19 protein-coding genes and 1 riboswitch are annotated in these 22270 nt (G+C 60.2%); of the genes, 9 read left to right on the forward strand and 10 right to left on the reverse strand.

All coding sequences use genetic code 11. From position 1 onward, the window contains the following. Positions 1 to 70 precede the first annotated feature (70 nt). Both FBY12_RS15050 and FBY12_RS15055 read right to left on the reverse strand, forming a co-directional pair. Entirely contained in the window at positions 71 to 454 is a 384-nt protein-coding gene (locus FBY12_RS15050; RefSeq protein WP_092276924.1) for an MAPEG family protein, read from the reverse strand. Between the two features lie 40 nt (positions 455 to 494). Beyond that, positions 495 to 1328, reverse strand: coding sequence for an EamA family transporter (locus tag FBY12_RS15055; protein ID WP_145253568.1), 834 nt, complete (start codon positions 1326 to 1328; stop codon positions 495 to 497). Positions 1329 to 1687: 359 nt separating this feature from the next. On the opposite strand from FBY12_RS15055, the gene FBY12_RS15060 reads away from it, so the two are divergent. Further along, a complete protein-coding gene (locus tag FBY12_RS15060) occupies positions 1688 to 2857 on the forward strand; it encodes an MFS transporter (RefSeq protein ID WP_121757160.1) in 1170 nt (389 codons plus the stop codon). Between the two features lie 373 nt (positions 2858 to 3230). Beyond that, positions 3231 to 4496: a sodium:proton antiporter gene (locus FBY12_RS15065; protein ID WP_145253572.1), complete on the forward strand. Its 1266-nt coding sequence runs from the start codon at positions 3231 to 3233 to the stop codon at positions 4494 to 4496. Between the two features lie 48 nt (positions 4497 to 4544). Here FBY12_RS15065 and FBY12_RS15070 read toward each other — a convergent pair whose 3' ends face one another. Both FBY12_RS15070 and FBY12_RS15075 read right to left on the reverse strand, forming a co-directional pair. Further along, the gene (locus tag FBY12_RS15070) at positions 4545 to 5432 is read right to left on the reverse strand and encodes a formate/nitrite transporter family protein (RefSeq protein WP_121733159.1); all 888 of its coding nucleotides are present in this window, start codon (positions 5430 to 5432) and stop codon (positions 4545 to 4547) included. Positions 5433 to 5629: 197 nt separating this feature from the next. After that, positions 5630 to 6034 carry an acyl-CoA thioesterase gene (locus FBY12_RS15075; protein ID WP_092276898.1) on the reverse strand — a complete coding sequence of 135 codons (405 nt, stop codon included), beginning with the start codon at positions 6032 to 6034 and terminating at the stop codon, positions 5630 to 5632. A gap of 199 nt (positions 6035 to 6233) precedes the next feature. Beyond that, positions 6234 to 6334, forward strand: a riboswitch (S-adenosyl-L-homocysteine riboswitch). Positions 6335 to 6357: 23 nt separating this feature from the next. Between FBY12_RS15075 and ahcY the strand changes: the two genes are divergently transcribed. The 4 genes from ahcY to FBY12_RS15095 all read left to right on the forward strand — a co-directional run bounded on the left by ahcY (position 6358) and on the right by FBY12_RS15095 (position 11885). Then, positions 6358 to 7767: an adenosylhomocysteinase gene (gene ahcY / locus FBY12_RS15080; protein ID WP_145253576.1), complete on the forward strand. Its 1410-nt coding sequence runs from the start codon at positions 6358 to 6360 to the stop codon at positions 7765 to 7767. A gap of 181 nt (positions 7768 to 7948) precedes the next feature. After that, positions 7949 to 8794, forward strand: a complete 846-nt coding sequence (gene metF, locus FBY12_RS15085; RefSeq protein WP_101209142.1) for a methylenetetrahydrofolate reductase [NAD(P)H] — start codon at positions 7949 to 7951, stop codon at positions 8792 to 8794. 171 nt (positions 8795 to 8965) lie between these two features. After that, positions 8966 to 9781 carry an ABC transporter substrate-binding protein gene (locus FBY12_RS15090; RefSeq protein WP_145253579.1) on the forward strand — a complete coding sequence of 272 codons (816 nt, stop codon included), beginning with the start codon at positions 8966 to 8968 and terminating at the stop codon, positions 9779 to 9781. A 223-nt stretch (positions 9782 to 10004) separates the two neighbouring features. Beyond that, positions 10005 to 11885 (forward strand): DEAD/DEAH box helicase, encoded by a 1881-nt coding sequence (locus tag FBY12_RS15095; RefSeq protein WP_092276886.1) that lies wholly within the window; start codon positions 10005 to 10007, stop codon positions 11883 to 11885. Positions 11886 to 13263: 1378 nt separating this feature from the next. Here the strand turns inward: FBY12_RS15095 and FBY12_RS15115 are convergent. The 3 genes from FBY12_RS15115 to FBY12_RS15125 all read right to left on the reverse strand — a co-directional run bounded on the left by FBY12_RS15115 (position 13264) and on the right by FBY12_RS15125 (position 16498). Continuing rightward, the gene (locus tag FBY12_RS15115) at positions 13264 to 13857 is read right to left on the reverse strand and encodes a YceI family protein (RefSeq protein WP_145253585.1); all 594 of its coding nucleotides are present in this window, start codon (positions 13855 to 13857) and stop codon (positions 13264 to 13266) included. Between the two features lie 32 nt (positions 13858 to 13889). Further along, positions 13890 to 14441 (reverse strand): cytochrome b, encoded by a 552-nt coding sequence (locus tag FBY12_RS15120; protein ID WP_145253589.1) that lies wholly within the window; start codon positions 14439 to 14441, stop codon positions 13890 to 13892. A gap of 281 nt (positions 14442 to 14722) precedes the next feature. Beyond that, positions 14723 to 16498, reverse strand: coding sequence for a flavin monoamine oxidase family protein (locus FBY12_RS15125; protein WP_145253592.1), 1776 nt, complete (start codon positions 16496 to 16498; stop codon positions 14723 to 14725). Between the two features lie 237 nt (positions 16499 to 16735). On the opposite strand from FBY12_RS15125, the gene FBY12_RS15130 reads away from it, so the two are divergent. Further along, complete coding sequence (locus FBY12_RS15130; RefSeq protein WP_145253595.1) at positions 16736 to 18142, forward strand: adenosylmethionine--8-amino-7-oxononanoate transaminase; 1407 nt, start codon at positions 16736 to 16738, stop codon at positions 18140 to 18142. Positions 18143 to 18205: 63 nt separating this feature from the next. Next, entirely contained in the window at positions 18206 to 18925 is a 720-nt protein-coding gene (locus FBY12_RS15135) for a 16S rRNA (uracil(1498)-N(3))-methyltransferase (protein ID WP_145253598.1), read from the forward strand. Between the two features lie 202 nt (positions 18926 to 19127). Here FBY12_RS15135 and FBY12_RS15140 read toward each other — a convergent pair whose 3' ends face one another. After that, positions 19128 to 19745, reverse strand: a complete 618-nt coding sequence (locus tag FBY12_RS15140; protein WP_101209147.1) for a hemolysin III family protein — start codon at positions 19743 to 19745, stop codon at positions 19128 to 19130. Between the two features lie 128 nt (positions 19746 to 19873). On the opposite strand from FBY12_RS15140, the gene FBY12_RS15145 reads away from it, so the two are divergent. Continuing rightward, positions 19874 to 20794, forward strand: coding sequence for a LysR substrate-binding domain-containing protein (locus FBY12_RS15145; protein WP_145253601.1), 921 nt, complete (start codon positions 19874 to 19876; stop codon positions 20792 to 20794). A 243-nt stretch (positions 20795 to 21037) separates the two neighbouring features. Here the strand turns inward: FBY12_RS15145 and madM are convergent, their stop codons facing one another. Together madM and madL are read right to left on the reverse strand one after the other, a co-directional pair. Continuing rightward, complete coding sequence (madM, locus tag FBY12_RS15150) at positions 21038 to 21802, reverse strand: malonate transporter subunit MadM (protein ID WP_092276863.1); 765 nt, start codon at positions 21800 to 21802, stop codon at positions 21038 to 21040. A gap of 1 nt (position 21803) precedes the next feature. Next, positions 21804 to 22220 carry a malonate transporter subunit MadL gene (madL, locus tag FBY12_RS15155; protein ID WP_121733169.1) on the reverse strand — a complete coding sequence of 139 codons (417 nt, stop codon included), beginning with the start codon at positions 22218 to 22220 and terminating at the stop codon, positions 21804 to 21806. Positions 22221 to 22270: the final 50 nt, after the last annotated feature.

A 22270-nucleotide genomic window follows, 5' to 3' on the forward strand; every position in this document is an offset into this window, starting at 1 on the left:
TTCCAATTGTAGGAGCGAGCCTGCTCGCGATGAGGCCCTCACAACCGCCACATACCCTGGCTATGCCGAATCACATCGACACAAAAAAGAAACTCGCAATCAACGCCATCCCGACAAACCACACCAGCGACCGCAACATCGCCCAATCCGCCAGGTAGCAAATGATGTAAAGCAGCCGACTGGTGATAAACAGCACCGCCAACACGTTAACCGTGACCAACTGCGCCGTGCCGACCAGATGCGCAACCAGCACCGCTGCGGCGAACGCCGGGGTCACTTCAAAACTGTTCAACTGCGCCGCATGCGCGCGTCGTCCGAAGCCGTTCAGCGATTCGAGAAAGTCTCGCGGATCATGGTTGTCTTGCAGCCTGAAGCCATTGCCGAACTTGGCGATCCCCGTACACAGGTATGGCAGGAAAATCGCGATCAAAACGCACCACAGAGCAACCGTCATAGAGCAATCCTTTCTTCAGTTTTTGAAATTCGAGCGCCGGTCAAAACTTCATCACCAGCATGCCGACCAATACCAACCCACAGGCTAAGAGCCGCGGCCGGCCGAAAGGTTCTTTCAAGTAGCGCATGCCGAACAGCACCACCAGAATCACACTGATCTCGCGCAGCGCCGCCGCTTCGGCAATCGAGCCCAATTGCATCGCCCACAACACCAGAGCGTAGCTGAACAACACACAAAACCCGACGGTCAGCCCGAGCCGCCATTGCTCGCGCCAGAACAGCTTGAACGCCGGCCGTTTGCGCACCAGCGCCAGCAACGGGAATGGCCAGGCGCTGAGCAGCGTGACCCACACCAGATAGTCGAGCGGATGCGACCAGCGCCGCAGCGCCTGGCCATCGATGAAGGTGTAACAACCGATGCACAAGCCGATCAACGCCACCACCGGCAACATCGACCACGGCAATCGCGCGCCGCCACCGCCCTGCCAGAGCAGGCAGAGCATGCCGAGCGGGATCAGCAAAATGCCGAAGATCTGCTGATCGGTCAGCACTTCGCCGGCAAAGATCAGCGTCAGCGCCAGCACTACCAATGGCGACAACCCGCGCATCAGCGGATAGACCAACCCGAGGTCGCCGACTCGATACGCCTGAATCAGCAGATAGCGGTAAAGCAATTCGAACGCTGCCGACGCCAGAATCCACGGCCAGATCTGCAGCGGCGGCGCGCTCACGAACGGCAACAGGATCGCGACAAACAGCATCGCCACCGAGTCCATGCACGCGACGACTAAAAGCCGCTCGGCGCTGAACTTGATCAGGGTATTCCACGCCGCGTGCAATAGCGCCGCCACCAACACCAACGCCGTCGCAAGCACGGCCGACTCCTCTTGTTGTCCCCCCCGCCGCCCCTGTAGGAGCAAAGCTTGCTCGCGATGGCGCCCTTGAGACCGCCATCGCGGGCAAGCCTTGCTCCCACACCAAACCTTGCCCCCACAGCAAGCCTTGCTCCCACAGCAGGTCTTGCTCCCACAGCTCGCCTCGCTCTTACAGAACAGCGCGGGAGAATTGATTCGCGATATGTCTGCAGCTGTTTATACTGCAAGCGACCACGCCGCACTCAGTTGCGCACAGACTAATTCCAATAATTCACGCCCCCGCCCGCACTCTTCGAGATCGGTCGTTGGCCTGCGTATGCCTGATCACAGCGTCAAGACTACCGACAGAGACCTTGCGCATGCCACTCGCCTTGTTTGCCCTCGCTGTTGCCGCTTTCGGCATCGGCACCACTGAATTCGTCATCATGGGCCTGCTGCCCGATGTCGCCCGCGACCTCGCCGTGAGCATTCCTCACGCCGGCCTGCTGATTACCGGCTACGCCTTGGGCGTGGTGTTTGGCGCGCCGATCCTGGCGATCGGCACCGCCAACATGCCGCGCAAAGCCACACTGCTGGGGATGACGCTGATGTTCATCCTCGGCAACATCCTCTGCGCATTGGCGCCCAATTACGCGACGCTGATGGCCGCGCGAGTCGTCACCGCGTTGTGCCACGGCGCGTTCTTCGGCATCGGTTCGGTGGTGGCGGCAGGACTGGTCGCGCCGAACAAACGCGCGCAGGCGATTGCTTTGATGTTCACCGGCTTGACGCTGGCCAACGTGCTCGGCGTGCCACTGGGCACGGCGCTCGGCCAATACGCCGGTTGGCGCTCGACGTTCTGGGCGGTGTCGGTGATCGGCGTGATCGCGGCCATTGCCCAATGGTTGTGGTTGCCGAAAGACATCACCATGGACAAGGCCAACCTGGCCAGCGAGTTCAAAGTGTTGGGCAAGGTTAATGTGCTGCTGGCGCTGGGCATGAGCGTGCTGGCTTCGACCAGTCTGTTCAGCGTGTTCACTTACATCGCGCCGATTTTGCAGGACATCACCGGCGTCAGCCCGCATGGCGTGACCGTCATGTTGCTGTTGTTCGGCGTCGGTTTGACCGCCGGCAGCATGATCGGCGGGCGCTTGGCGGACAGTCGTCTGTTGCCGTCGCTGGTGGGTATGGCGCTGGCGTGTGTGGTGGTGCTGGCGGCGTTCAGCCAGACCAGTCAATCGGTGATTCCGGCGGCGATCACGCTGGTGCTGTGGGGGATTTTCGCTTTCGCGCTGTGCCCTATACTGCAGTTGCTGATCATCGATCAGGCGCATGAAGCGCCGAATCTCGGTTCGACGCTGAACCAGAGCGCGTTCAACCTGGGCAACGCCGCTGGCGCGTGGATTGGCGGGCTGGTGGTTGCCAGCGGCGCGGATCTGGCCGACTTGCCGTGGACCGGCGCACTGGTCAGCGGCTTGACGGTGCTGACCGCGCTTTTCTACATCTACCTGCAACGCCGAGGCGCGACGGCGGTCAATGTGTCCGGCTGATGGGTGGGTGTCAGGGGATCCACCCCTCACCCTAACCCTCTCCCCAGAGGGTAGAGGGGACTGACCGAGGTGCTCTGTCGAGTCACATCGACCTGAAAGTTCTGAGTCGAACTCAGGTTTTGAACGGCACGAAGGTTGTTCGGTCGAGCTACATCGACCTGAAAACTCTGAGTCGAACTCAGGTTTTGAACGGCACAAAGCTCTGCTCCCTTTCCCCCTCTCCCCTTTGGGGAGAGGGCTGGGGTGAGGGGTGGCTCTTGATCTCATCACCCATTTCAATCCACCCAACCTGTGCCCTCCCCCTCGCCCGGCACATCAAACCCATGCACGGCCCGCATCGTGCCTCACTCCATCCTCACCCAAAGGACCCCGGATGCTTGAACTTGTCGCTGCGTTTATTTGCCTCACATCCCTGCTCACCTACGTGAATTTCCGCTTCATCGGCCTGCCGCCGACCATCGGTGTGATGGTCACGGCGCTGATGTTTTCCCTGTTATTGCAAGGCCTGAGTTTCATCGGTTATCCCGGTCTCGAAGAGCGCGTGCAGCAGTTGATCGGCCAGATCGACTTCGGCGATTTGCTGATGAACTGGATGTTGTCCTTCCTGCTGTTCGCCGGCGCCCTGCACGTTAACCTCAACGACCTGCGCAGCTATCGTTGGCCAATCGGTTTGCTCGCGACCTTCGGTGTGTTGATCGCCACGGCAGTGATCGGCAGCCTCGCGTATTACATTTTTGCCCTGTTCGGCTGGCACGTGAGCTTCCTCTATTGCCTGCTGTTCGGCGCGCTGATTTCGCCGACCGACCCCATCGCAGTGCTCGGCGTACTGCGCACCGCCAACGCCTCCAAGCCGCTGAAAACCACCATCGTCGGCGAGTCGCTGTTCAATGACGGCACGGCGGTCGTGGTGTTTACCGTGTTGCTCGGCATCGCGCAGTTGGGAGAAACGCCGACGGTCGGCGCCACCGCCATGCTGTTCGCCCACGAAGCGATTGGCGGCGTGGTGTTCGGCGGGCTGATCGGTTACCTCGTGTACCTGATGATCAAGAGCATCGAGCAGCATCAGATCGAAGTGATGCTGACCCTGGCGCTGGTGATCGGCGGCTCGGCCATGGCCTCGGAGCTGCATGTTTCCGCGCCGATTGCGATGGTCGTCGCCGGCCTGATCATCGGCAACCTGGGCCGCAACCTGGCGATGAACGACATGACCCGAAAGTACCTCGACGGTTTTTGGGAATTGCTTGATGACATGCTCAACGCGCTGCTGTTCGCGCTGATTGGCATGGAGCTTTTGCTTCTGCCGTTCAACTGGCTGCACGTGCTGGCGGCGAGTTTGCTGGCGTTAGCGATTCTGCTGTCGCGCCTGCTGACGGTGGCCCCGGCCATTTTGCTTTTGCGGCGCTGGCGCACAGTGCCGCGCGGGACGATCCGGATTCTGACGTGGGGTGGTTTGCGCGGCGGTGTTTCGGTGGCCCTGGCCCTGGCGTTGCCGCTGGGCCCGGAGCGCGATCTGATCTTGAGCATCACTTACATCGTGGTGCTGTCGTCGATCCTGTTGCAGGGTTTGAGCATCGGCAAACTGGTCAAACACGTCACCAAGGATGAGCCTGCGCCAACGGCGCAGGCTGAGCATCACTAAAAAAAGCATCACTGATAGAAAGCATCACTGACTAAAAAGTGTCATTGATTACTTTTTGTCCTTTCGCGGATCAGGGCTTGGCTCCTGATCCGCCTCTTCTTTCGGCGCACTGCTTTCGCTGCGCACCTGCGCATGGCTGATCAGGGCGAAGATGAAACTGCCGCCAATGATGTTGCCCGCCAGCGTCGGCCCGGCAAATACCAGCCAGAAATCCTTCCACGGCAACTCGCCAGCAAACACCAGATACGAAACCTCCGCCGAACCGACGACGATGTGGGTGAAATCGCCGAGCGCCATCAGGTAGGTGATGAGGATGATGATCCACATCTTCGCGCTCTCCATGGACGGAATCATCCAAACCATGGTGGCGATCATCCAGCCGCTGATGATGCCTTTAGCGAACATGTTCCCGGCGTCGTTTTCCATGATCTTGCGCCCGATGTCGAGGAAGGCCAGATCAGTCTTCGCGTCGAAAATCGGCAAGTGCAACATCACGTAAGCGACCAGCAATGTGCCGCACAGGTTGCCGACCAGCACCACGCTCCACAGCCGCAGCAATCGGCCGAAGTTGGCCAATGTGGGTTTGGTCATGATCGGCAGCACGGCCGTCAGGGTGTTTTCGGTGAACAGTTGCTGGCGCGCCAGAATCACCGCGAGGAACCCCGCGCAGTAACCGAAACTGGCGATGACTTTGAAGCCTTCGCCGTCGGGCAGTCGCGAGTTGAGCAAACCCATGGCCATCAGTGACAGGCCCATGGTCAGGCCGGCGGCGAGCGCCGACCACCAGAGCGCCGCGACACTGCGCTCCAGCTCCTGATCGCCCTGGGTTCTGATGATTTCATGCAGCACTGCCGCGCGTGGCGGCTGGTTGCGATGGGCTTCGTGTTTTTCTTCCGCCGAGAGATTCGGGGTCTTGCCGTCTTTTTGGGTGTCCATTGGAGCTGCGAACCGGTGGCGTGTGATGTTAGTACGACACGCGGCGCTCGGCGCTGTTCACTGACCACCCAAACGAAACCGCTCTTATAGGAGCGAGCGGTGCGACGATTCGACTTGTCCGCGAAGGGTTCACCTCGGTTTTTGGGGAGACGCGAATGACGCCTTCGCGAGCAAGCTTCGCTCCTACAGGGCTCGAGTTACTCGCTAGCGAGTTCGTCTTGGAACTGGTCTTTGACGTATTTGATCTCGGTGCGGCCGTGCGGCGCCGGCAGGCCGTCTTCGCCGAGGTTGACGAAAACCATGCGCTCAACGGTGAGGATGCTTTTGCGGGTGATTTTGTTGCGCACTTCGCAGGTCAGAGTGATCGAGGTGCGGCCGAACTCGGTGGCGGTGATACCCAGTTCGATAATGTCGCCCTGGCGCGAGGCGCTGACGAAGTTGATTTCGGAGATGTACTTGGTGACCACGCGCTGATTGCCGAGCTGGACGATCGCATAGATCGCCGCTTCTTCGTCGATCCAGCGCAACAGGCTGCCGCCGAACAGCGTGCCGTTGGGGTTGAGGTCTTCGGGTTTTACCCATTTGCGGGTGTGGAAGTTCATGTTCACTCCTGAGCGTCTTGCCGAATGATGGGCGCCATCATGGCAGAGCGCGCCCTTGAGCTCTATCAAGCATCGACTATGGCCTCGATTACCGTTCAGACATTGACCCACATAAACGCTTTGGAAGATCAGCTTAGCCCGCTATAATCGCCTCCGTTTCAAAACGGTAACGTTTGCTCTGCTACCGTTTTCCCGCCACCTGTCCGAGGGGCGCTGCAGCAGGTCAAACCTGTCAGGCTCGGATGGGGCGTTGCCAGGTCGCATGACCCGACACTAAACGCACAACGGCGCCCATTCGCATACATTACGAATGGAGGCTCTTCATGAGCGCTGTTATCACGCCTGCAGATTTTACCGATTACAAAGTCGCCGACATGTCCCTGGCTGCCTGGGGTCGTCGCGAAACCATCATCGCCGAATCCGAAATGCCAGCCCTGATGGGTCTGCGCCGCAAGTACGCCGCTGAGCAGCCGCTCAAAGGCGCGAAGATTCTCGGCTGCATCCACATGACCATTCAGACTGCCGTGCTGATCGAAACCCTGGTTGCCCTGGGTGCCGAAGTGCGCTGGTCGTCCTGCAACATTTTCTCGACTCAAGACCAGGCCGCTGCTGCTATCGCCGCTGCCGGTATCGCGGTTTATGCCTGGAAAGGCGAGACCGAAGAAGAGTACGAGTGGTGCCTGGAGCAAACCATCCTCAAGGACGGCGCGCCTTGGGATGCCAACATGATCCTCGACGACGGCGGCGATCTGACCGAGCTGCTGCACAAGAAATACCCGCAGATCCTCGACCGCGTCCACGGCGTGACCGAAGAAACCACCACTGGCGTTCACCGTCTGCTGGACATGCTGGCCAAAGGCGGGCTGAAAATCCCGGCCATCAACGTCAACGACTCGGTGACCAAGTCCAAGAACGACAACAAGTACGGCTGCCGTCACAGCCTCAACGACGCGATCAAGCGCGGCACCGACCACCTGTTGTCCGGCAAGCAAGCGCTGGTCATCGGTTACGGTGACGTGGGCAAGGGCTCGTCGCAGTCCCTGCGTCAGGAAGGCATGATCGTCAAAGTCTCCGAAGTTGACCCGATCTGCGCCATGCAAGCGTGCATGGACGGCTTTGAACTGGTTTCGCCATTCATCGACGGCATCAACGACGGCACTGAAGCGAGCATCGACAAAGCGCTGCTGGGCAAGATCGACCTGATCGTGACCACCACCGGCAACGTCAATGTTTGCGACTCGAACATGCTCAAAGCCCTGAAGAAGCGCGCTGTAGTCTGCAACATCGGCCACTTCGACAACGAAATCGACACCGCTTTCATGCGCAAGAACTGGGCATGGGAAGAAGTGAAGCCACAGGTGCACAAAGTTCACCGCACCGGCCCAGGCAGCTTCGACGCGCAGAACGACGACTACCTGATCCTGCTGGCCGAAGGCCGTCTGGTTAACCTGGGTAACGCCACTGGCCACCCGAGCCGCATCATGGACGGTTCGTTCGCCAACCAGGTGCTGGCGCAGATCTTCCTGTTCGGCCAGAAGTACGCCGACTTGTCGCCAGCGCAGAAAGCCGAGCGTCTGACCGTTGAAGTACTGCCGAAGAAACTCGACGAAGAAGTGGCCCTGGAAATGGTCCGCGGTTTCGGCGGCGTGGTCACCCAACTGACCAAGCAACAGGCTGACTACATCGGCGTCACCGTCGAAGGCCCGTTCAAGCCGCACGCTTACCGCTACTGATTGGTCCTGCTGTCCGCCCCTTTCGCAGGGGCGGACTCATGCACAAACCACGCAAATCTGCAGGAGCAAAGCTTGCTCGCGATAGCATCACCACGGTTTCCCCTGGATACCGCGGCGCGTTCATCGCGAGCAAGCTTTGCTCCTGCAAAAGCAAGGCTTACGCGTTTCCAAGGATATGACCATGTCCCAAGACCGTCGCTACAGCTTCGAGTTCTTCCCGACCAAGACCGATGCTGGGCATGAAAAACTGCTCGCCACTGCCCGTCAGTTGGCGACTTACAATCCCGATTTCTTTTCCTGCACGTACGGCGCCGGCGGTTCGACCCGTGATCGCACGATCAACACCGTGTTGCAGCTCGAAAGCGAAGTCAAAGTCCCGGCCGCCCCGCATTTGTCTTGCGTCGGCGACAGCAAGGACGACCTGCGCGGCCTGCTGACGCAATACAAGGCGGCCGGCATTACCCGCATCGTCGCCCTGCGCGGTGACCTGCCTTCGGGCATGGGCATGGCCAGCGGTGAATTGCGCCACGCCAATGACCTGGTTGAATTCATTCGTGAAGAAACCGGCAATCATTTCCACGTCGAAGTTGCCGCTTACCCGGAAATGCATCCGCAAGCGCGCAACTTTGAAGACGATCTGCAGAACTTCGTGCGCAAGGCCAACGCCGGTGCCGACAGTGCGATCACCCAGTACTTCTTCAACGCCGACAGCTACTTCTACTTCGTCGAGCGTGTGCGGGCGATGGGCGTGAACATCCCGATCGTGCCGGGGATCATGCCGATCACCAACTACAGCAAACTCGCGCGCTTCTCCGATGCCTGCGGTGCGGAAATCCCGCGCTGGATCCGCAAGCAACTGGAAGCCTACGGCGATGACACCCAGAGCATTCAACGCTTTGGTGAGCAAGTCATCACCGAAATGTGCGAACGCCTGCTGCAGGGTGGCGCTCCAGGGTTGCACTTCTACACGCTGAACCAGGCTGAACCGAGCCTGGCAGTGTGGAACAACCTGAAGTTGCCGCGATAACAGCAGCGACGAGCTTCAAGCTTCAAGCTCCAAGCGAAACCAAAAGATCGCCGCCTTCAGGGGCTGCGATTTTTTGCGTTTGGCGCGCTTTTTTTGTGCGCCAACACACGGAGTTAGAGCTTGTGCAGGCAGTTTCTGGCTCTTTACGGTTTCTCGTCGTAATCTCAAGCCATGCCTTTGATCGCGCAGTTACTGACCCTGCTACTTTTCACTTGCCTGAGCTGCACCGCTCGGGGCGAGAAATTGCGCATTGTCACTGAGCCGTGGGCCCCTTACGTCTACGAAGAAAACGGCAAACCGCTGGGTCTGGACTACGAAACCACCGCCATCGTCTTCAAACGTCTGGGCATCGAAGTGGAATGGCAATTCCTGCCGTGGAAGCGCTGCTTGTCGATGCTCGAAACCGGCCAGGCCGACGGCGCGCTGGACATCTTCCACAGCGCCGAACGCGACGCCACCCTGCTCTACCCCAGCGAACCGCTCTCGGAAGTCGAGTTCGTGATGTTCTATGCCAACCAGCGCCCACACCCGTTCAGCACGCTCGAAGCACTCAAAGGCCTGACCATCGGCACTTCGCCGGGTTATCTGTACAGCGAGGATTTCAGCAGCTCGACACTGTTTACCCGCGAACCGGCGCCGACCCATGAAGCCAACTTCGGCAAACTGGTGCGTGGGCGCATCGATCTGCTGATCACTGATCGCCGGGTCGGCCAGCATCTGCTCGATGAGCTGAACATCCGCGATCAGATCACTGAAAACCCGACAATCATCAGCCATCAGAGCCAGTTTCTGGCCGTGCGGCGCAACGCCGGGATGGATTTGCTGGTGCAGCGCTTCGGCGCCGAGCTCAAGCGATTCAAGCGCGAGCCCGCCTACGCTGAGTTGAGCGCCCGTTACGGGGCAAATCCGGACCCGGTGGCGCGAGCGCAAAGCACCTCGATCAGCCCTGCGCAAACCGTTGAGCAGCAGGAAAGCGGCGCGCAGTGATTGCTCTGTTATACTCCGGCCTTCCCGCCAGGCTCACGCCCGGACGCTCGGAATCGTTCAAGGCATCTCGACCCCGCTACAGCGCAGCTTTTCAGCCCGCGCGAGCGCTCCAGACGAGCCTTCGAAACCCAGCAGGACCGGACGGGATTGCGTTCCCCTTAAACGCCATTCGCGCCAGGCAAGACTCCCATTGGGCCAAGCCCTAACTAAAACAGGATTACTCATGTCCTTTGCTTCCCTCGGTCTCTCCGAGGCTTTAGTCCGCGCCATCGAGGCGGCGGGCTATACCGAGCCTACTCCGGTGCAACAGCGGGCCATTCCCGCCGTGTTGCAAGGTCGCGACCTGATGGTCGCGGCACAGACAGGTACTGGTAAAACCGGCGGCTTCGCCCTTCCGATTCTGGAGCGGTTGTTCCCCAACGGTCACCCGGACAAATCCCAGCGTCACGGCCCGCGCCAACCGCGCGTACTGGTCCTGACCCCTACCCGCGAACTCGCGGCTCAAGTGCACGAAAGCTTCAAGGTCTATGCCCGTGACCTGAAGTTTGTCAGTGCCTGCATCTTCGGCGGCGTTGGCATGAACCCACAGGTTCAGGCCATGTCCCGTGGTGTTGACGTGCTGGTTGCCTGCCCTGGCCGCCTGCTCGACCTCGCCGGCCAAGGCAGTGTCGATTTGTCCCACGTGGAAATCCTCGTGCTCGACGAAGCCGACCGCATGCTCGACATGGGTTTTGTCCATGACGTGAAAAAGGTCCTCGCGCGTCTGCCGAGCAAACGCCAGAACCTGCTGTTCTCGGCGACGTTCTCCAAAGACATCACCGACCTCGCCGGCAAGCTGCTGCACAACCCGGAACGCATCGAAGTGACGCCGCCGAACACCACGGTCGAGCGTATCGAACAGCGTGTATTCCGCCTCGCCGCCAGCCACAAGCGCTCGCTGCTGGCGCACCTGATTACCGCTGGCGCCTGGGAACAGGTGCTGGTGTTCACCCGCACCAAGCACGGCGCCAACCGTCTGGCCGAATACCTGGACAAACACGGCCTCACCGCCGTCGCGATCCACGGTAACAAGAGCCAGAACGCGCGCACCAAAGCCCTGGCCGATTTCAAGGCCGGCGAAGTGCGGATCCTGGTTGCCACCGACATCGCCGCTCGCGGCCTCGACATCGACCAGTTGCCACACGTGGTCAACTTCGAACTGCCGAACGTCGATGAAGACTACGTGCACCGTATCGGCCGTACTGGCCGTGCCGGTCGTTCGGGCGAGGCGATCTCGCTGGTTGCTCCGGACGAAGAAAAACTGCTGAAAAGCATCGAGCGCATGACCAAGCAGAAAATCGCCGACGGCGACCTGATGGGCTTCGATTCGAGCGCTGTAGAGGCCGAGAAGCCTGAAGTTCGCGAGCGTCCGGATGTGCGTAACCCGCGCAACCCACGTGGCCCGCGCGGCGACGGTCCGAACGGCACTGGCGGTGGCGGCGGTCGCAAGGACAAAGGCAAGGACAAGGGCGGCAAGGAAAAACCTGCAGCCACTGGCCGTGGCGATCGTCCGGCGCGTGAGCACAAGCCGCGCGAAGGCACCCCGGCCCGCGAACAACAGCGTCCGGCGCCACGCGCAGCGGCGGCTGATCGTGCCCCGGATGAGTTCCTCGACGACGACGTGGATAACTTCGGTAACCGCGTTGACTACGTGCCTCAGGCCAAACCGGCTCAGGGCCGTGGTCGCCGCCCAGGTGCTCCGGCACAAGGCGCGGCCACTGGCGCAGGTGCTCCGCGCACCGGCGGCAAGCCTCAGGGTCGCCAAAGCGGCCCGCGCAGCAGCGACGGCGCCACCACCGGCACCCCGCCCGCCAAGCGCAGCGGCCCACGCAACGGCGCGCCACGTGACGGTCAAGCCCGTCGCGAAGAGTCGCGCAACCGCCGCCCGGCCCGCACCGACGACCAGCCTCGTTCGGAACCGGCCGTGCAAAACCCGCGCGGCCCGGCACCGAAGATCATCCATAAAGAGTCGAAAACCGATCGGTTCCCGACTCCTGAGCAACTGGATCAACTGCCAGGTCGCCCACGCGGCGAAAAACCAGCGCTGCTGACCCGCAACCGCTGAGTTTTTGAAGTAACCCAAAATGCCCCGGATCTCACGACCCGGGGCATTTTTGTGTCCGCCACACAACCTCATCCCCTGTGGACGCGGAGTTCGTGCACGACAACCATCAACTGTGGGAGCAAGGCTTGCCCGCGATAGCGGTGGATCCGTCAGCAAAGATGTTGAATGTACTGGCCCCATCGCGAGCAAGCTCACTCCCACAGGGGATCTCCAGTGAACGCAGGTTTCGTGCACCACACCGACCAACTGTAGGAGCGAGGCTTGCCCGCGGAAGCGGTGGATCAGTCAGCGAAGATGTTGAATGCCTTGGCCCCATCGCGAGCAGGCTCACTCCCACATGGGATCTCCAGTGGACGCAGGTTTCGTGCACCACACCGACCAACTGTAGGAGCGAGGCTTGCCCGCGAAAGCGGTGGATCAGTCAGCGAAGATGTTGAATGCCTTGGCCCCATCGCGAGCAAGCTCACTCCCACAGGCGATCTCCAGTGGACGCGGGTTTCGTGCACAACACCGACCAACTGTAGGAGCGAGCCTGCTCGCGATAGCGGTGGGTCAGTCAGCGAAGATGTTGAATGTACTGGCCCCATCGCGAGCAGGCTCACTCCCACAGGGGATCTCAGGTGAACGCGGAGTTCGTGCACCACACCGACCAACTGTAGGAGCGAGGCTTGCCCGCGAAAGCGGTGGATCTGCCAGCGAAGATGTTGAATGTACTGGCCCCATCGCGAGCAAGCTCGCTCCTACATGGGATCTCCAGTGAACGCGGGTTTCGTGCACAACACCGACCAACTGTAGGAGCGAGCCTGCTCGCGATAGCGGTGGATCTGCCAGCGAAGATGTTGAATGCACTGGCCCCATCGCGAGCAGGCTCACTCCTACATGGGATCTCAGGTGGACGCGGAGTTCGTGCACCACACCGACCAACTGTAGGAGCGAGGCTTGCCCGCGATAGCGGTGGATCAGCCAGCGAAGATGTTGAATGTACTGGCCCCATCGCGAGCAGGCTCACTCCTACATGGGATCTCCAGTGGACGCGGGTTTCGTGCACAACACCGACCAACTGTAGGAGCGAGGCTTGCCCGCGAAAGCGGTGGATCAGCCAGCGAAGATGTTGAATGCACTGGCCCCATCGCGAGCAGGCTCACTCCCACATGGGATCTCAGGTGAACGCGGAATTCGTGCACCACACCGACCAACTGTGGGAGCAAGGCTTGCCCGCGATAGCGATGGATCAGCCAGCGAAGATGTTGAATGCCTTGGCCCCATCGCGAGCAGGCTCACTCCCACAGGGGATATACGGAGGTCATGGAAATTTTGTCGGCAATAAAAAACGCCCCTGACCGTGAGGCCGGGGGCGTTTTTTTGTCAGGCGCGAAAGTTACTTCGCTTTGACACCTTCGAACGAGATGTACAGCTCAACCGCGTCGGAGGCTGGGCCCAGATCTTTTTGCTTGCCGAAGTCGGAGCGCTTGATGCTGGTGGTGCCTTCGAAGCCGGCACGGTAGCCGCCCCATGGATCGTCGCCTTCATTCAGGAAAGTGGCTTTGACCACAACTGGCTTGGTCACGCCCAGCAGAGTCAGGTCGCCGGTGACGTCAGCAGTGTCCTTGCCAGCGGCGTTTTTGCCGGTGGATTTGACGCTGGTGGAAACGAAAGTGGCCTTGGCGAACTTGCTGACGTTCAGGAAATCAGCGCTGGCGATGTGCTTGTCGCGCTCGGCGTGGTTAGTGAACACGCTGGCGGTATTCACGTTGAACTCGATCTTGCTGTCTTCTGGCTTGGCAGCGTCGAAGCTGAACTTGCCGTCGATGTCCTTGAAAGTACCGGTGATGTAGCTGTAGCCCAAGTGGCTGATCTTGAAGTCGACGAAGGCGTGCTGGCCTTCCTTGTCGACGGTGTAGTCAGCAGCCATCACGTTAGCGGACAGCAGAGCGGAACCGATTGCCAGAGCGGCGAGAGTCTTTTTCAACATGCTTTCTATTCCTTTGGAGTTGAGGTTGAACTTCAAGCTTTGCGGCCGAGCATTCGCGTCAGCGTCGCATCACGGTCGATAAAGTGGTGCTTCAATGCTGCCAACGCATGGAGACCGGAAAAAATTACCAATATCCACGCCAGGTAAAAATGAACCACCCCAGCGGTATCTGCCTGGTCCGGTAGTCCGGAAACCAGCGCAGGAATCTCAAACAGGCCAAACACCGGAATCCCGACACCGTCTGCGGTGGAAATCAGGTAGCCGGCAATCATCACAGCGAACAGGCTGATGTACAGGAACGAATGACCGAACTTGGCGCCGATGCGCGTCATCCGGCTATAGCTCTGCAATGCCGGCGGCGGTGGGCTGATAAAGCGCCACAGCACGCGCAGCAACATGATCGCGAACAGCGTCAGGCCGATGCTTTTGTGCAGGTCCGGCGCGTCTTTGCGCCAGGTGCTGTAGTAATCCAGCCCGACCATCCACAGGCCCAACGCGAACAGCCCGAACACCGCCAGCGCCACGCCCCAATGCAGGAACACGCTGACCCAGCCATAACGAGAAGAAGAATTACGTAGCGGCATTGCTCAAATCCTGTGAGAACTGCGACTAAGACTAACGAGTTATCTATCGAATTAAAGCGGAAAATTTCGCTTTGAAATATCGAGAAATACGATCAAGAGTCTCCAAGTGGTGAGTTAAGGAAAGATTAAAGGCGAATTTGTGTCGGTTTGTGAGGTGTATTGGAAGAAATAGGTGTATGCGCGGACGACGCTATCGCGAGCAGGCTCACTCCTACAGAGAGCCATCTGCCAGGCAAAAAAAAGCGCGGCCCTTAAGCCGCGCTTTCATTCACCGCAACGCCTTACTGCGCTTTGGTATCAGTCGCTGCAGCCGGTTTTGCCGCAGGCTTCTTCGCCGGTTCAGCTTTCTTCGCCGCCGGTTTGGCCGGGGCCTTCTTGGTCTCGGTTTTTGCCGCAGGTTTCTTCGCCGCAGGCTTGGCCGCTTTCTTCGCTGGCTCGGCTTTGACCGGTGCCGCAGGCTTCGGTGCTTCCACTGGCGCCGGGGCCGGGGCTACCACTGGAGCTGGCGCAGGCGCTGGTGGCGTGACTGGTTCAGGCGCCTTCACTGGTTGCGCTTTCTTCTCTTCGTCCGCAGAACCACCAAACAGATTGCCGAAGAAATTGCTGAACACATTGCCTTTCTTCTGCGCTGCCGCACCCGCCGCTACTGCGGTCGCTGCCGGAACCACTTTCGCCGGTTCAAACGACTTGCCCGCCGCCAGGTCTTCAACCTGACTGGCCGCACGCTGGCCGGTGCGCAAGGCGCCTTCCAGAGTGCCCGGGTACAAGGTGTCGGTGTGTTCGCCGGCAAACGTTACGCGTTGCAGCGGACGTTCCCACAAGCGCCAGTATTTGCTGATCTGGCCTGGACCGAAGGCCAGGTAAGCGCCGCCCATCGACGGGTCGGTGCTGTAACGACGGATTTCATAACCGGTGAACGAACCGCGCGCCTGTGGATAAAACGCGTGCAGGCGAATCAACACCTGATCGACCATCTGCTTGTCGCCGAAGGCCTGCATCACCCGCGCATTGTCGCCGGACAGGTTGATCACCACGTTGGCGCCGCCCTTCAGCGCCGGCTCAATCCACAACATGCCGAGGCCGGCGTTGCTGTAAATCTCGCCGGACATGCGCGCCTTGCTTTCCCACACTGGCGTCTTGAACTTCAGCATGATCTGGTCGCGCCAGCCGTAGTTGGTGCCCTTGATCGCGCCGAGGTGCTGAGCGTCCAGCGCCGGGGTCATGCTGATCTTGTTGAGGGCGCGTAATGGCACTGCGACCACCACATAATCCGCTTGATAACCAACGCTGCCGACTTTGACGGTCACGCCGTCCTTGTCCTGGACAATCGCCGACACCGGCGAGCTGGTCTTGATGGTTTTCAGTTGTTTGACGAAGGCCTGAGCCAACACCGGGCTGCCGCCCAGCAGGCGCGAAGCGCGCAGGTCACGGTCGGAAACACCGCTGTAGACGCGGTTCTGCTGTGCGAAATACAGCAGCGACAGGCGCGAAGGTTCGTCGTAACGCGTACGAATCTGCTGATTGATCAGCTGACGCGCCGTTGCTGGCAGCGACAGACGGTCGAGCCAATTGGACACGTTGATCTGGTCCAGCGCATGCAGCGTGTTGTTGGCGGCCGGGTTTTGCGGGTCTTCGATCGAACGCGCCAGATCATCGACGGTTTTTTCGTAGCGCTTCAGCGCTTCCGCAGTTACCGGGTCCTTGGTCGCCAGATCGGCGGCAGTGAAGTAAACACCGTCAACCAGGTAGCCGGGTGTGCGCACGAATTCAGGCGCTGGCGTGGTGCTCAGCTTGAACGTCGAAACGTACTGGTTCAGCACCGGTTGGGCCTTGTCGTTGCCGATCCACTCGCTGGTGGCCATGCCGGAGCGACCGCCCAGGCTCGGTTTGGCTTCCAGCAGCGTGACTTGCCAGCCCTTGTTTTGCAGTTCGTACGCCGCCGTGAGGCCCGAAAGCCCGCCGCCGATCACGATCGCTGTTTTATCCTTGGCCAGCGCCGAAACGCTGAACAGCCCCAACATCACCAGCGCACAGGCGCGCAGCCAACCAGCAGACATTCAGCGAACTCCGGAAATAAGCGTAGGAAAAATCAGTTTTGCGAGTCAGACGACTCGAAGAATCGCGAAGAATACGTCAGCCATCAAAACGCCGCCAGCGACGTCTATCGCCCCACGCAAAGTAGCGCAATCGACACAATGGGTTGCTCGGGCGGGGTTGTTCCGGCGCGATGCATTGCATAGGCTTGCGCGATTGTTTGCCCGCGCCCGTCGCGGCTCGCCTCGAGGAGACTGTAAATGGGCCTGAATAATCAATGGATGCAACGGGATCTGGCCGTTTTATGGCACCCGTGCACCCAGATGAAAGACCACGAACAGCTGCCGCTGATCCCGATCAAGCGCGGTGAAGGCATCTGGCTGGAAGACTTCGAAGGCAAACGCTACCTCGACGCCGTCAGTTCCTGGTGGGTCAACGTGTTCGGCCACGCCAACCCGCGCATCAACCAGCGCATCAAGGACCAGGTCGATCAACTGGAACACGTGATCCTCGCCGGTTTCAGCCATCAGCCGGTCATCGAGCTGTCCGAGCGTCTGGTGAAGATGACCCCGGAAGGCCTGACCCGGTGCTTCTACGCCGATAACGGTTCGTCGTGCATCGAAGTCGCGCTGAAAATGAGCTTTCACTATTGGCTCAATCGCGGCCAGCCGAACAAGAAGCGCTTCGTCACCCTGACCAACGGTTACCACGGCGAAACCATGGCGGCGATGGCGGTCGGCGACGTGCCGTTGTTCACCGAAACCTACAAAGCGCTGCTGATGGACACCATCAAAGTGCCGAGCCCGGATTGCTACTTGCGCCCCGAAGGCATGAGCTGGGAAGAACACTCGCGCAACATGTTTGTCGCCATGGAACAGACCCTCGCGGACAATCACGAAACGGTCGCCGCGGTGATTCTCGAGCCGTTGATCCAGGGCGCGGGCGGCATGCGCATGTATCACCCGGTTTACCTGAAGTTGCTGCGCGAGGCGTGCGACCGTTATGGCGTGCACCTGATCCACGATGAAATCGCCGTCGGTTTTGGCCGCACCGGGACCATGTTTGCCTGCGAGCAGGCCGGTATCCGCCCAGACTTCCTGTGTTTGTCGAAAGCGCTGACCGGCGGTTATCTGCCGTTGGCGGCGGTGTTGACCACCGACGACGTCTACAGCGCGTTTTACGACGATTACCCGACCCTGCGCGCCTTCCTGCATTCCCACAGCTACACCGGCAACCCGCTGGCATGCGCCGCCGCGTTGGCGACGCTGGATATCTTCGAAGAAGACAACGTCATCGAGAACAACAAGGCCCTGGCCCAGCGCATGGCGACGTCCACCGCGCACCTGGTCGATCACCCGAACGTTGCTGAAGTGCGGCAGACCGGCATGGTCCTGGCCATCGAGATGGTCAAGGACAAGGCGACCAAGGAGGCTTATCCGTGGCAGGAACGGCGCGGTTTGAAGGTGTTCAAGCATGCGCTGGAGCGCGGGGCTTTGCTGCGGCCGCTGGGCAGCGTGGTGTATTTCCTGCCGCCGTACGTGATTACCCCGGAGCAGATCGATTTCCTCGCCGAAGTGGCCAGCGAAGGCATCGACATCGCCACACGCGACAGCGTCAGCGTGTCCGTGCCGAAAGAATTTCACCCGGGCTTCCGTGACCCGGGCTGACAGTCACCACAAATCGTCAGCAGCCACAAAAGCGATTCCGAGCCAATTTTTCAGAGAACCCAGATGAGACTCTCCCGCTTCTTTATCGACGCCCCCCTGAGCACCGGCGAGCACGAGTTGCCCGAGGCGCAGGCCCACTACATCAGCCGCGTGCTGCGCATGGCCGAGGGCGATGCGGTGCAATTGTTCGACGGCTCGGGCCATGAGTTTCGCGGCTCGCTGGTGGACGTCGGGAAGAAACGCGTGGTGGTGCAGATCGATGAAAGCTTTCGCGGCCAGATCGAATCGCCGCTGCAGATCCACCTCGGCCAAGGCCTGTCCCGTGGCGAGCGGATGGACTGGGCGATCCAGAAAGCCACCGAGTTGGGCGTGACTGAAATCACCCCGATTTTCACCGACCGCTGCGAAGTCCGGCTCAAGGACGAACGCGCTGACAAACGTCGGCTGCACTGGCGCCAAGTGGCGATCAGCGCGTGTGAACAGTGCGGACGCTCGACAGTGCCGGTGATTCATCCGCCGCTGTTGTTGGCGGATTGGTTGAAGCAGACCGAGGCCGAATTGAAGCTGGTGCTGCACCCGGTCGCGGAGCCGCTGGTGAGCCATGCCAAACCTGCGACGTTGGCGTTTCTGATCGGGCCGGAGGGCGGGTTGTCGGATGCGGAAGTGGATCAGGCTAAAGGTGCCGGTTTCCACGCCGCCCGCCTCGGCCCGCGAGTGCTGCGCACCGAGACCGCGCCGGTGGTGGCGTTGGCGGTTGCCCAGCAATTGTGGGGGGATTTCTAAACCGCTATCGCGAGCAAGCTTTGCTCCCACAGGGTCAGGGCTTGCCACCGAGCTTTCGACGGCCACCGACCCAATTGTGGGGTGATTTCTAAATCGCTATCGCGAGCAAGCTTTGCTCCCACAGGGTCAGGGCTTGCCACCGAGCTTTCGACGGCCACCGACCTGTGGGAGCAAGGCTTGCCCGCGATGGGATTACCTCGACCTATAGGACATAAAACAATATCGCCACAAAGTGCAGCAAACTCCCGGCGATCACGAACAAATGCCAGATCCCATGCGCATGCCGCAACCGGTGATCCAGTGCAAAAAAGATAATCCCCACCGTGTACAAAACCCCGCCCGACGCCAGCCACGCGAACCCCGTCGCGCCCAGCGCCGCGAGCAAAGGCTTGACCGCCACCAAGACAATCCAGCCCATCACCGCATAAATCACAATCGACAAAATCCGCGCCTCCGAACGCGGTTTGATCTCCTGCAAAATCCCGATCAGCGCCAGCCCCCAGACAATCCCGAACAACGTCCAGCCCCACGGCCCACGCAGCGTCACCAGGCAAAACGGCGTGTAGCTGCCGGCGATCAGCAGGTAGATCGAAAAGTGATCAACCTTCTGCATGATCTCTTTCTTGCGCCCGCGCACGCTGTGGTAAACGGTCGAGGCGCTGTAGAGCACCATCAAGGTGAATCCGTAAATCGCCACGCTGACAATCTTCCACGGACTGCCATCCATGCTCGCAATCACCAGCATCCACACCGCGCCAATCCCTGCCGCGACGGCCCCGACCAAGTGCGTCCAGGCGTTCAATCTTTCCCCGTGATACATCGGTTTCCCACCTCAAAATTCGTTACAACTTGGCGCAAGGCTCAGCCCTTGAGACTGAAAGCGCAATGTTTCAGGACACATATCGCCCTGCCGTGCACAATCAGGCCATTCCAAAAAGAGTCCGGCCCATGCTGATCGACGAAGAGTTGACCCTGAAAAAACTCGAGGTGTTCCTCGCCTTCATGCGCACCGGCAACCTGGCCCGTGCCGCCGCCGAATTGCAGACCAGCAACGTCAGCGTGCACCGCGCGATTCATTCCCTCGAAAGCGCCCTGCGTTGCCCGTTGTTCAAACACGAAGGACGCAACCTGACGCCGCTGGAAAGCGCTTACGTGCTGGAAGAACGCGCGCAAAAGCTGATTCAGGACGTGGTCGAAAGTGTGCGCCTGACCCGCGAAGCGGCCGGGTTCTCGGCGGAACGTTTCAAGCTTGGCTCGCTGTATTCGCTGACGGTGAAGACCGTGCCGCAGCTGATCATGGGCCTGAAAATCCGCCGCAGCGAACTGAATATCGACCTGATCCTCGGCTCCAATATCGACCTGTTGTACAAGCTGAAAAACATGGAAGTCGACGCGATTCTGGTGTCGCTGGACGACAGCATCCACGACGCGGATTGCGAGCATATTGCGCTGTTCTCCGACGATATCTTCCTCGCTACGCCAGCAGATTCGAAGTTCGCCCAGCGCGCCGAAGTCGACCTCGCGGAAGTGCGCGACGAGACATTCATCACGCTGACGCAAGGCTTCGCCACGCATCAGGACGGGATTCGGGTGTTCAAGCAGGCAGGGTTCGAGCCGAAAGTGGCGATGCAGGTCAACGACATCTTCACGCTGCTGAGTATGGTCAGCTCGGGGGTGGGTTATGCGCTGCTGCCGGGGCGGATTGCGGCGGTGTATGAGAACCGGGTGAAGCTGATTCCGCTGCAGGAAAAGTATCGATTGCAGCAGCACATTGGCGTGGTGTTTTTGAAGGCCAAGGAGCGGGATCCGAATTTATTGGCGTTGTTGGCGGAGTGTCGGATGTATGCCAATCGCAATGGTGTGGTGTGACTGAGAGCCACCCCTCACCCCAGCCCTCCCGAAACGTCGGACCGCCCCAGAGGGGAGAGGGGGAAAGGGAGCGGATCTCCACCGTTTTCAAAGCCTGGGTTCGACTATCGATCGCAATGGTTTTGCTTTTCAAAACCTGAGCTCACCTCAATATCGCAGGTCGATGTAGCTCGAGAGAACAACTCGGTCAGTCCCCTCGCCCCCCTGGGGAGAGGGTTAGGGTGAGGGGTGGATCTTGACCCCCTACCCCACAATCCCGCGAACAATGAAGTACAACAACGAAGGCCCCAACAAGCACCCCAGCCCGGTATGAAACGTCGCCGTCAACGCCCCATATGGCACCAACCGCCGATCCGTCGCCGCCAGCCCCGCCGTCACGCCGCTCACGGTCCCGGCCAAGCCACCAAACACCATCGCCGAGCGCGGGTTGTCCAGGCCCATCCATTTCGCCGCCATCGGCGTGCCGACCATCACCAGAATCGCCTTGATCAACCCGGTGGCAATCGACAACGCCACCACATCCGAACTCGCGCCAATCGCCGCACCGGTCACCGGCCCGACGATGTAAGTCACCGCGCCCGCGCCGATGGTGGTCATGCTCACCGCATCGCGATAGCCGAACGCCCAGGCAATGCTCGCGCCGACAATAAACGGCAGGATCGTGCCCAGCAGCAGCGCAATCACCCCGATCATTCCAGCCTTCTTCGCCTCGGTGGCCTGCACCTCGAACGCCGTCGCGACAATCGCAAAGTCGCGCAGCATCGCGCCGCCCATCAAACCGATGCCGGAGAACAACGTCAGGTCCGCCAGGCCCTTTTGCCCGCCGGTCATAGTGCCGCCAACCCACGCCAGCACCAGGCCGATGACAATGGCAATCGCCGAGCCGTGAATCCGCCCGAACGTCAGGCGTTTCGACAACACCACCGACACCCACATGATCACGCCGACAAACGCGAACGCCGTGACCAGACCGTTATGTTCCAGGCCTTTCTCGATGAGATCCCACATATCAGCGCCCCCCTACCGGCGTGCCAACCGGGGAGATTTCCTGCGGTTCGTCGGGCAACGGTTCGCCCTTGTGCGTGCGGCTGATCAGCGCAATCGTGCCGCCGCAAATCACCACCGAACCGATCGCCGCCAATACCGCCACCGGGCCGCCGTGCAGCGCAGTGACGACGTTTTGCTGCGCCGCCATCGCCACCACCACCGGAATGTACATGGCGCCCCAGAAGCCGACGCCCATCTCGCAATCCTTGGTCATGCCGCCACGTTTTTGCATCCACAGCCGCGCGCAGATCAACAGGATCATCGCGATCCCGACCCCGCCGACGTTGGACTTGACGCCCAGCAACACGCCCAGCGCGTCACCCATGATCACCCCTGCCAGCGTACAGATCGCCAACAGCGCCACACCGTAAATAATCATTGTTGTAGTCCCTCAAGTTGCGTCGTCGAATGTTGTTTTTGTTGTTCGAA

The sequence above is a fragment of the Pseudomonas sp. SJZ131 genome, from assembly GCF_007828705.1.
Taxonomy (GTDB): Bacteria; Pseudomonadota; Gammaproteobacteria; order Pseudomonadales; family Pseudomonadaceae; genus Aquipseudomonas; species Aquipseudomonas prosekii.

Excerpts from the sequence above, each read along its gene's own strand:
- FBY12_RS15140 (WP_101209147.1), bottom strand. The coding sequence starts at position 19,745 with ATGTATCACGGGGAAAGATTGAACGCCTGGACGCACTTGGTCGGGGCC.
- FBY12_RS15050 (WP_092276924.1), bottom strand. The coding sequence starts at position 454 with ATGACGGTTGCTCTGTGGTGCGTTTTGATCGCGATTTTCCTGCCATAC.
- madM (WP_092276863.1), bottom strand. The coding sequence starts at position 21,802 with ATGTGGGATCTCATCGAGAAAGGCCTGGAACATAACGGTCTGGTCACG.
- FBY12_RS15145 (WP_145253601.1), top strand. The coding sequence starts at position 19,874 with ATGCTGATCGACGAAGAGTTGACCCTGAAAAAACTCGAGGTGTTCCTC.
- FBY12_RS15065 (WP_145253572.1), top strand. The coding sequence starts at position 3,231 with ATGCTTGAACTTGTCGCTGCGTTTATTTGCCTCACATCCCTGCTCACC.
- FBY12_RS15090 (WP_145253579.1), top strand. The coding sequence starts at position 8,966 with ATGCCTTTGATCGCGCAGTTACTGACCCTGCTACTTTTCACTTGCCTG.
- FBY12_RS15125 (WP_145253592.1), bottom strand. The coding sequence starts at position 16,498 with ATGTCTGCTGGTTGGCTGCGCGCCTGTGCGCTGGTGATGTTGGGGCTG.
- FBY12_RS15095 (WP_092276886.1), top strand. The coding sequence starts at position 10,005 with ATGTCCTTTGCTTCCCTCGGTCTCTCCGAGGCTTTAGTCCGCGCCATC.
- FBY12_RS15120 (WP_145253589.1), bottom strand. The coding sequence starts at position 14,441 with ATGCCGCTACGTAATTCTTCTTCTCGTTATGGCTGGGTCAGCGTGTTC.
- FBY12_RS15075 (WP_092276898.1), bottom strand. The coding sequence starts at position 6,034 with ATGAACTTCCACACCCGCAAATGGGTAAAACCCGAAGACCTCAACCCC.
- FBY12_RS15115 (WP_145253585.1), bottom strand. The coding sequence starts at position 13,857 with ATGTTGAAAAAGACTCTCGCCGCTCTGGCAATCGGTTCCGCTCTGCTG.
- FBY12_RS15070 (WP_121733159.1), bottom strand. The coding sequence starts at position 5,432 with ATGGACACCCAAAAAGACGGCAAGACCCCGAATCTCTCGGCGGAAGAA.
- FBY12_RS15130 (WP_145253595.1), top strand. The coding sequence starts at position 16,736 with ATGGGCCTGAATAATCAATGGATGCAACGGGATCTGGCCGTTTTATGG.
- madL (WP_121733169.1), bottom strand. The coding sequence starts at position 22,220 with ATGATTATTTACGGTGTGGCGCTGTTGGCGATCTGTACGCTGGCAGGG.
- metF (WP_101209142.1), top strand. The coding sequence starts at position 7,949 with ATGTCCCAAGACCGTCGCTACAGCTTCGAGTTCTTCCCGACCAAGACC.
- FBY12_RS15060 (WP_121757160.1), top strand. The coding sequence starts at position 1,688 with ATGCCACTCGCCTTGTTTGCCCTCGCTGTTGCCGCTTTCGGCATCGGC.
- FBY12_RS15135 (WP_145253598.1), top strand. The coding sequence starts at position 18,206 with ATGAGACTCTCCCGCTTCTTTATCGACGCCCCCCTGAGCACCGGCGAG.
- ahcY (WP_145253576.1), top strand. The coding sequence starts at position 6,358 with ATGAGCGCTGTTATCACGCCTGCAGATTTTACCGATTACAAAGTCGCC.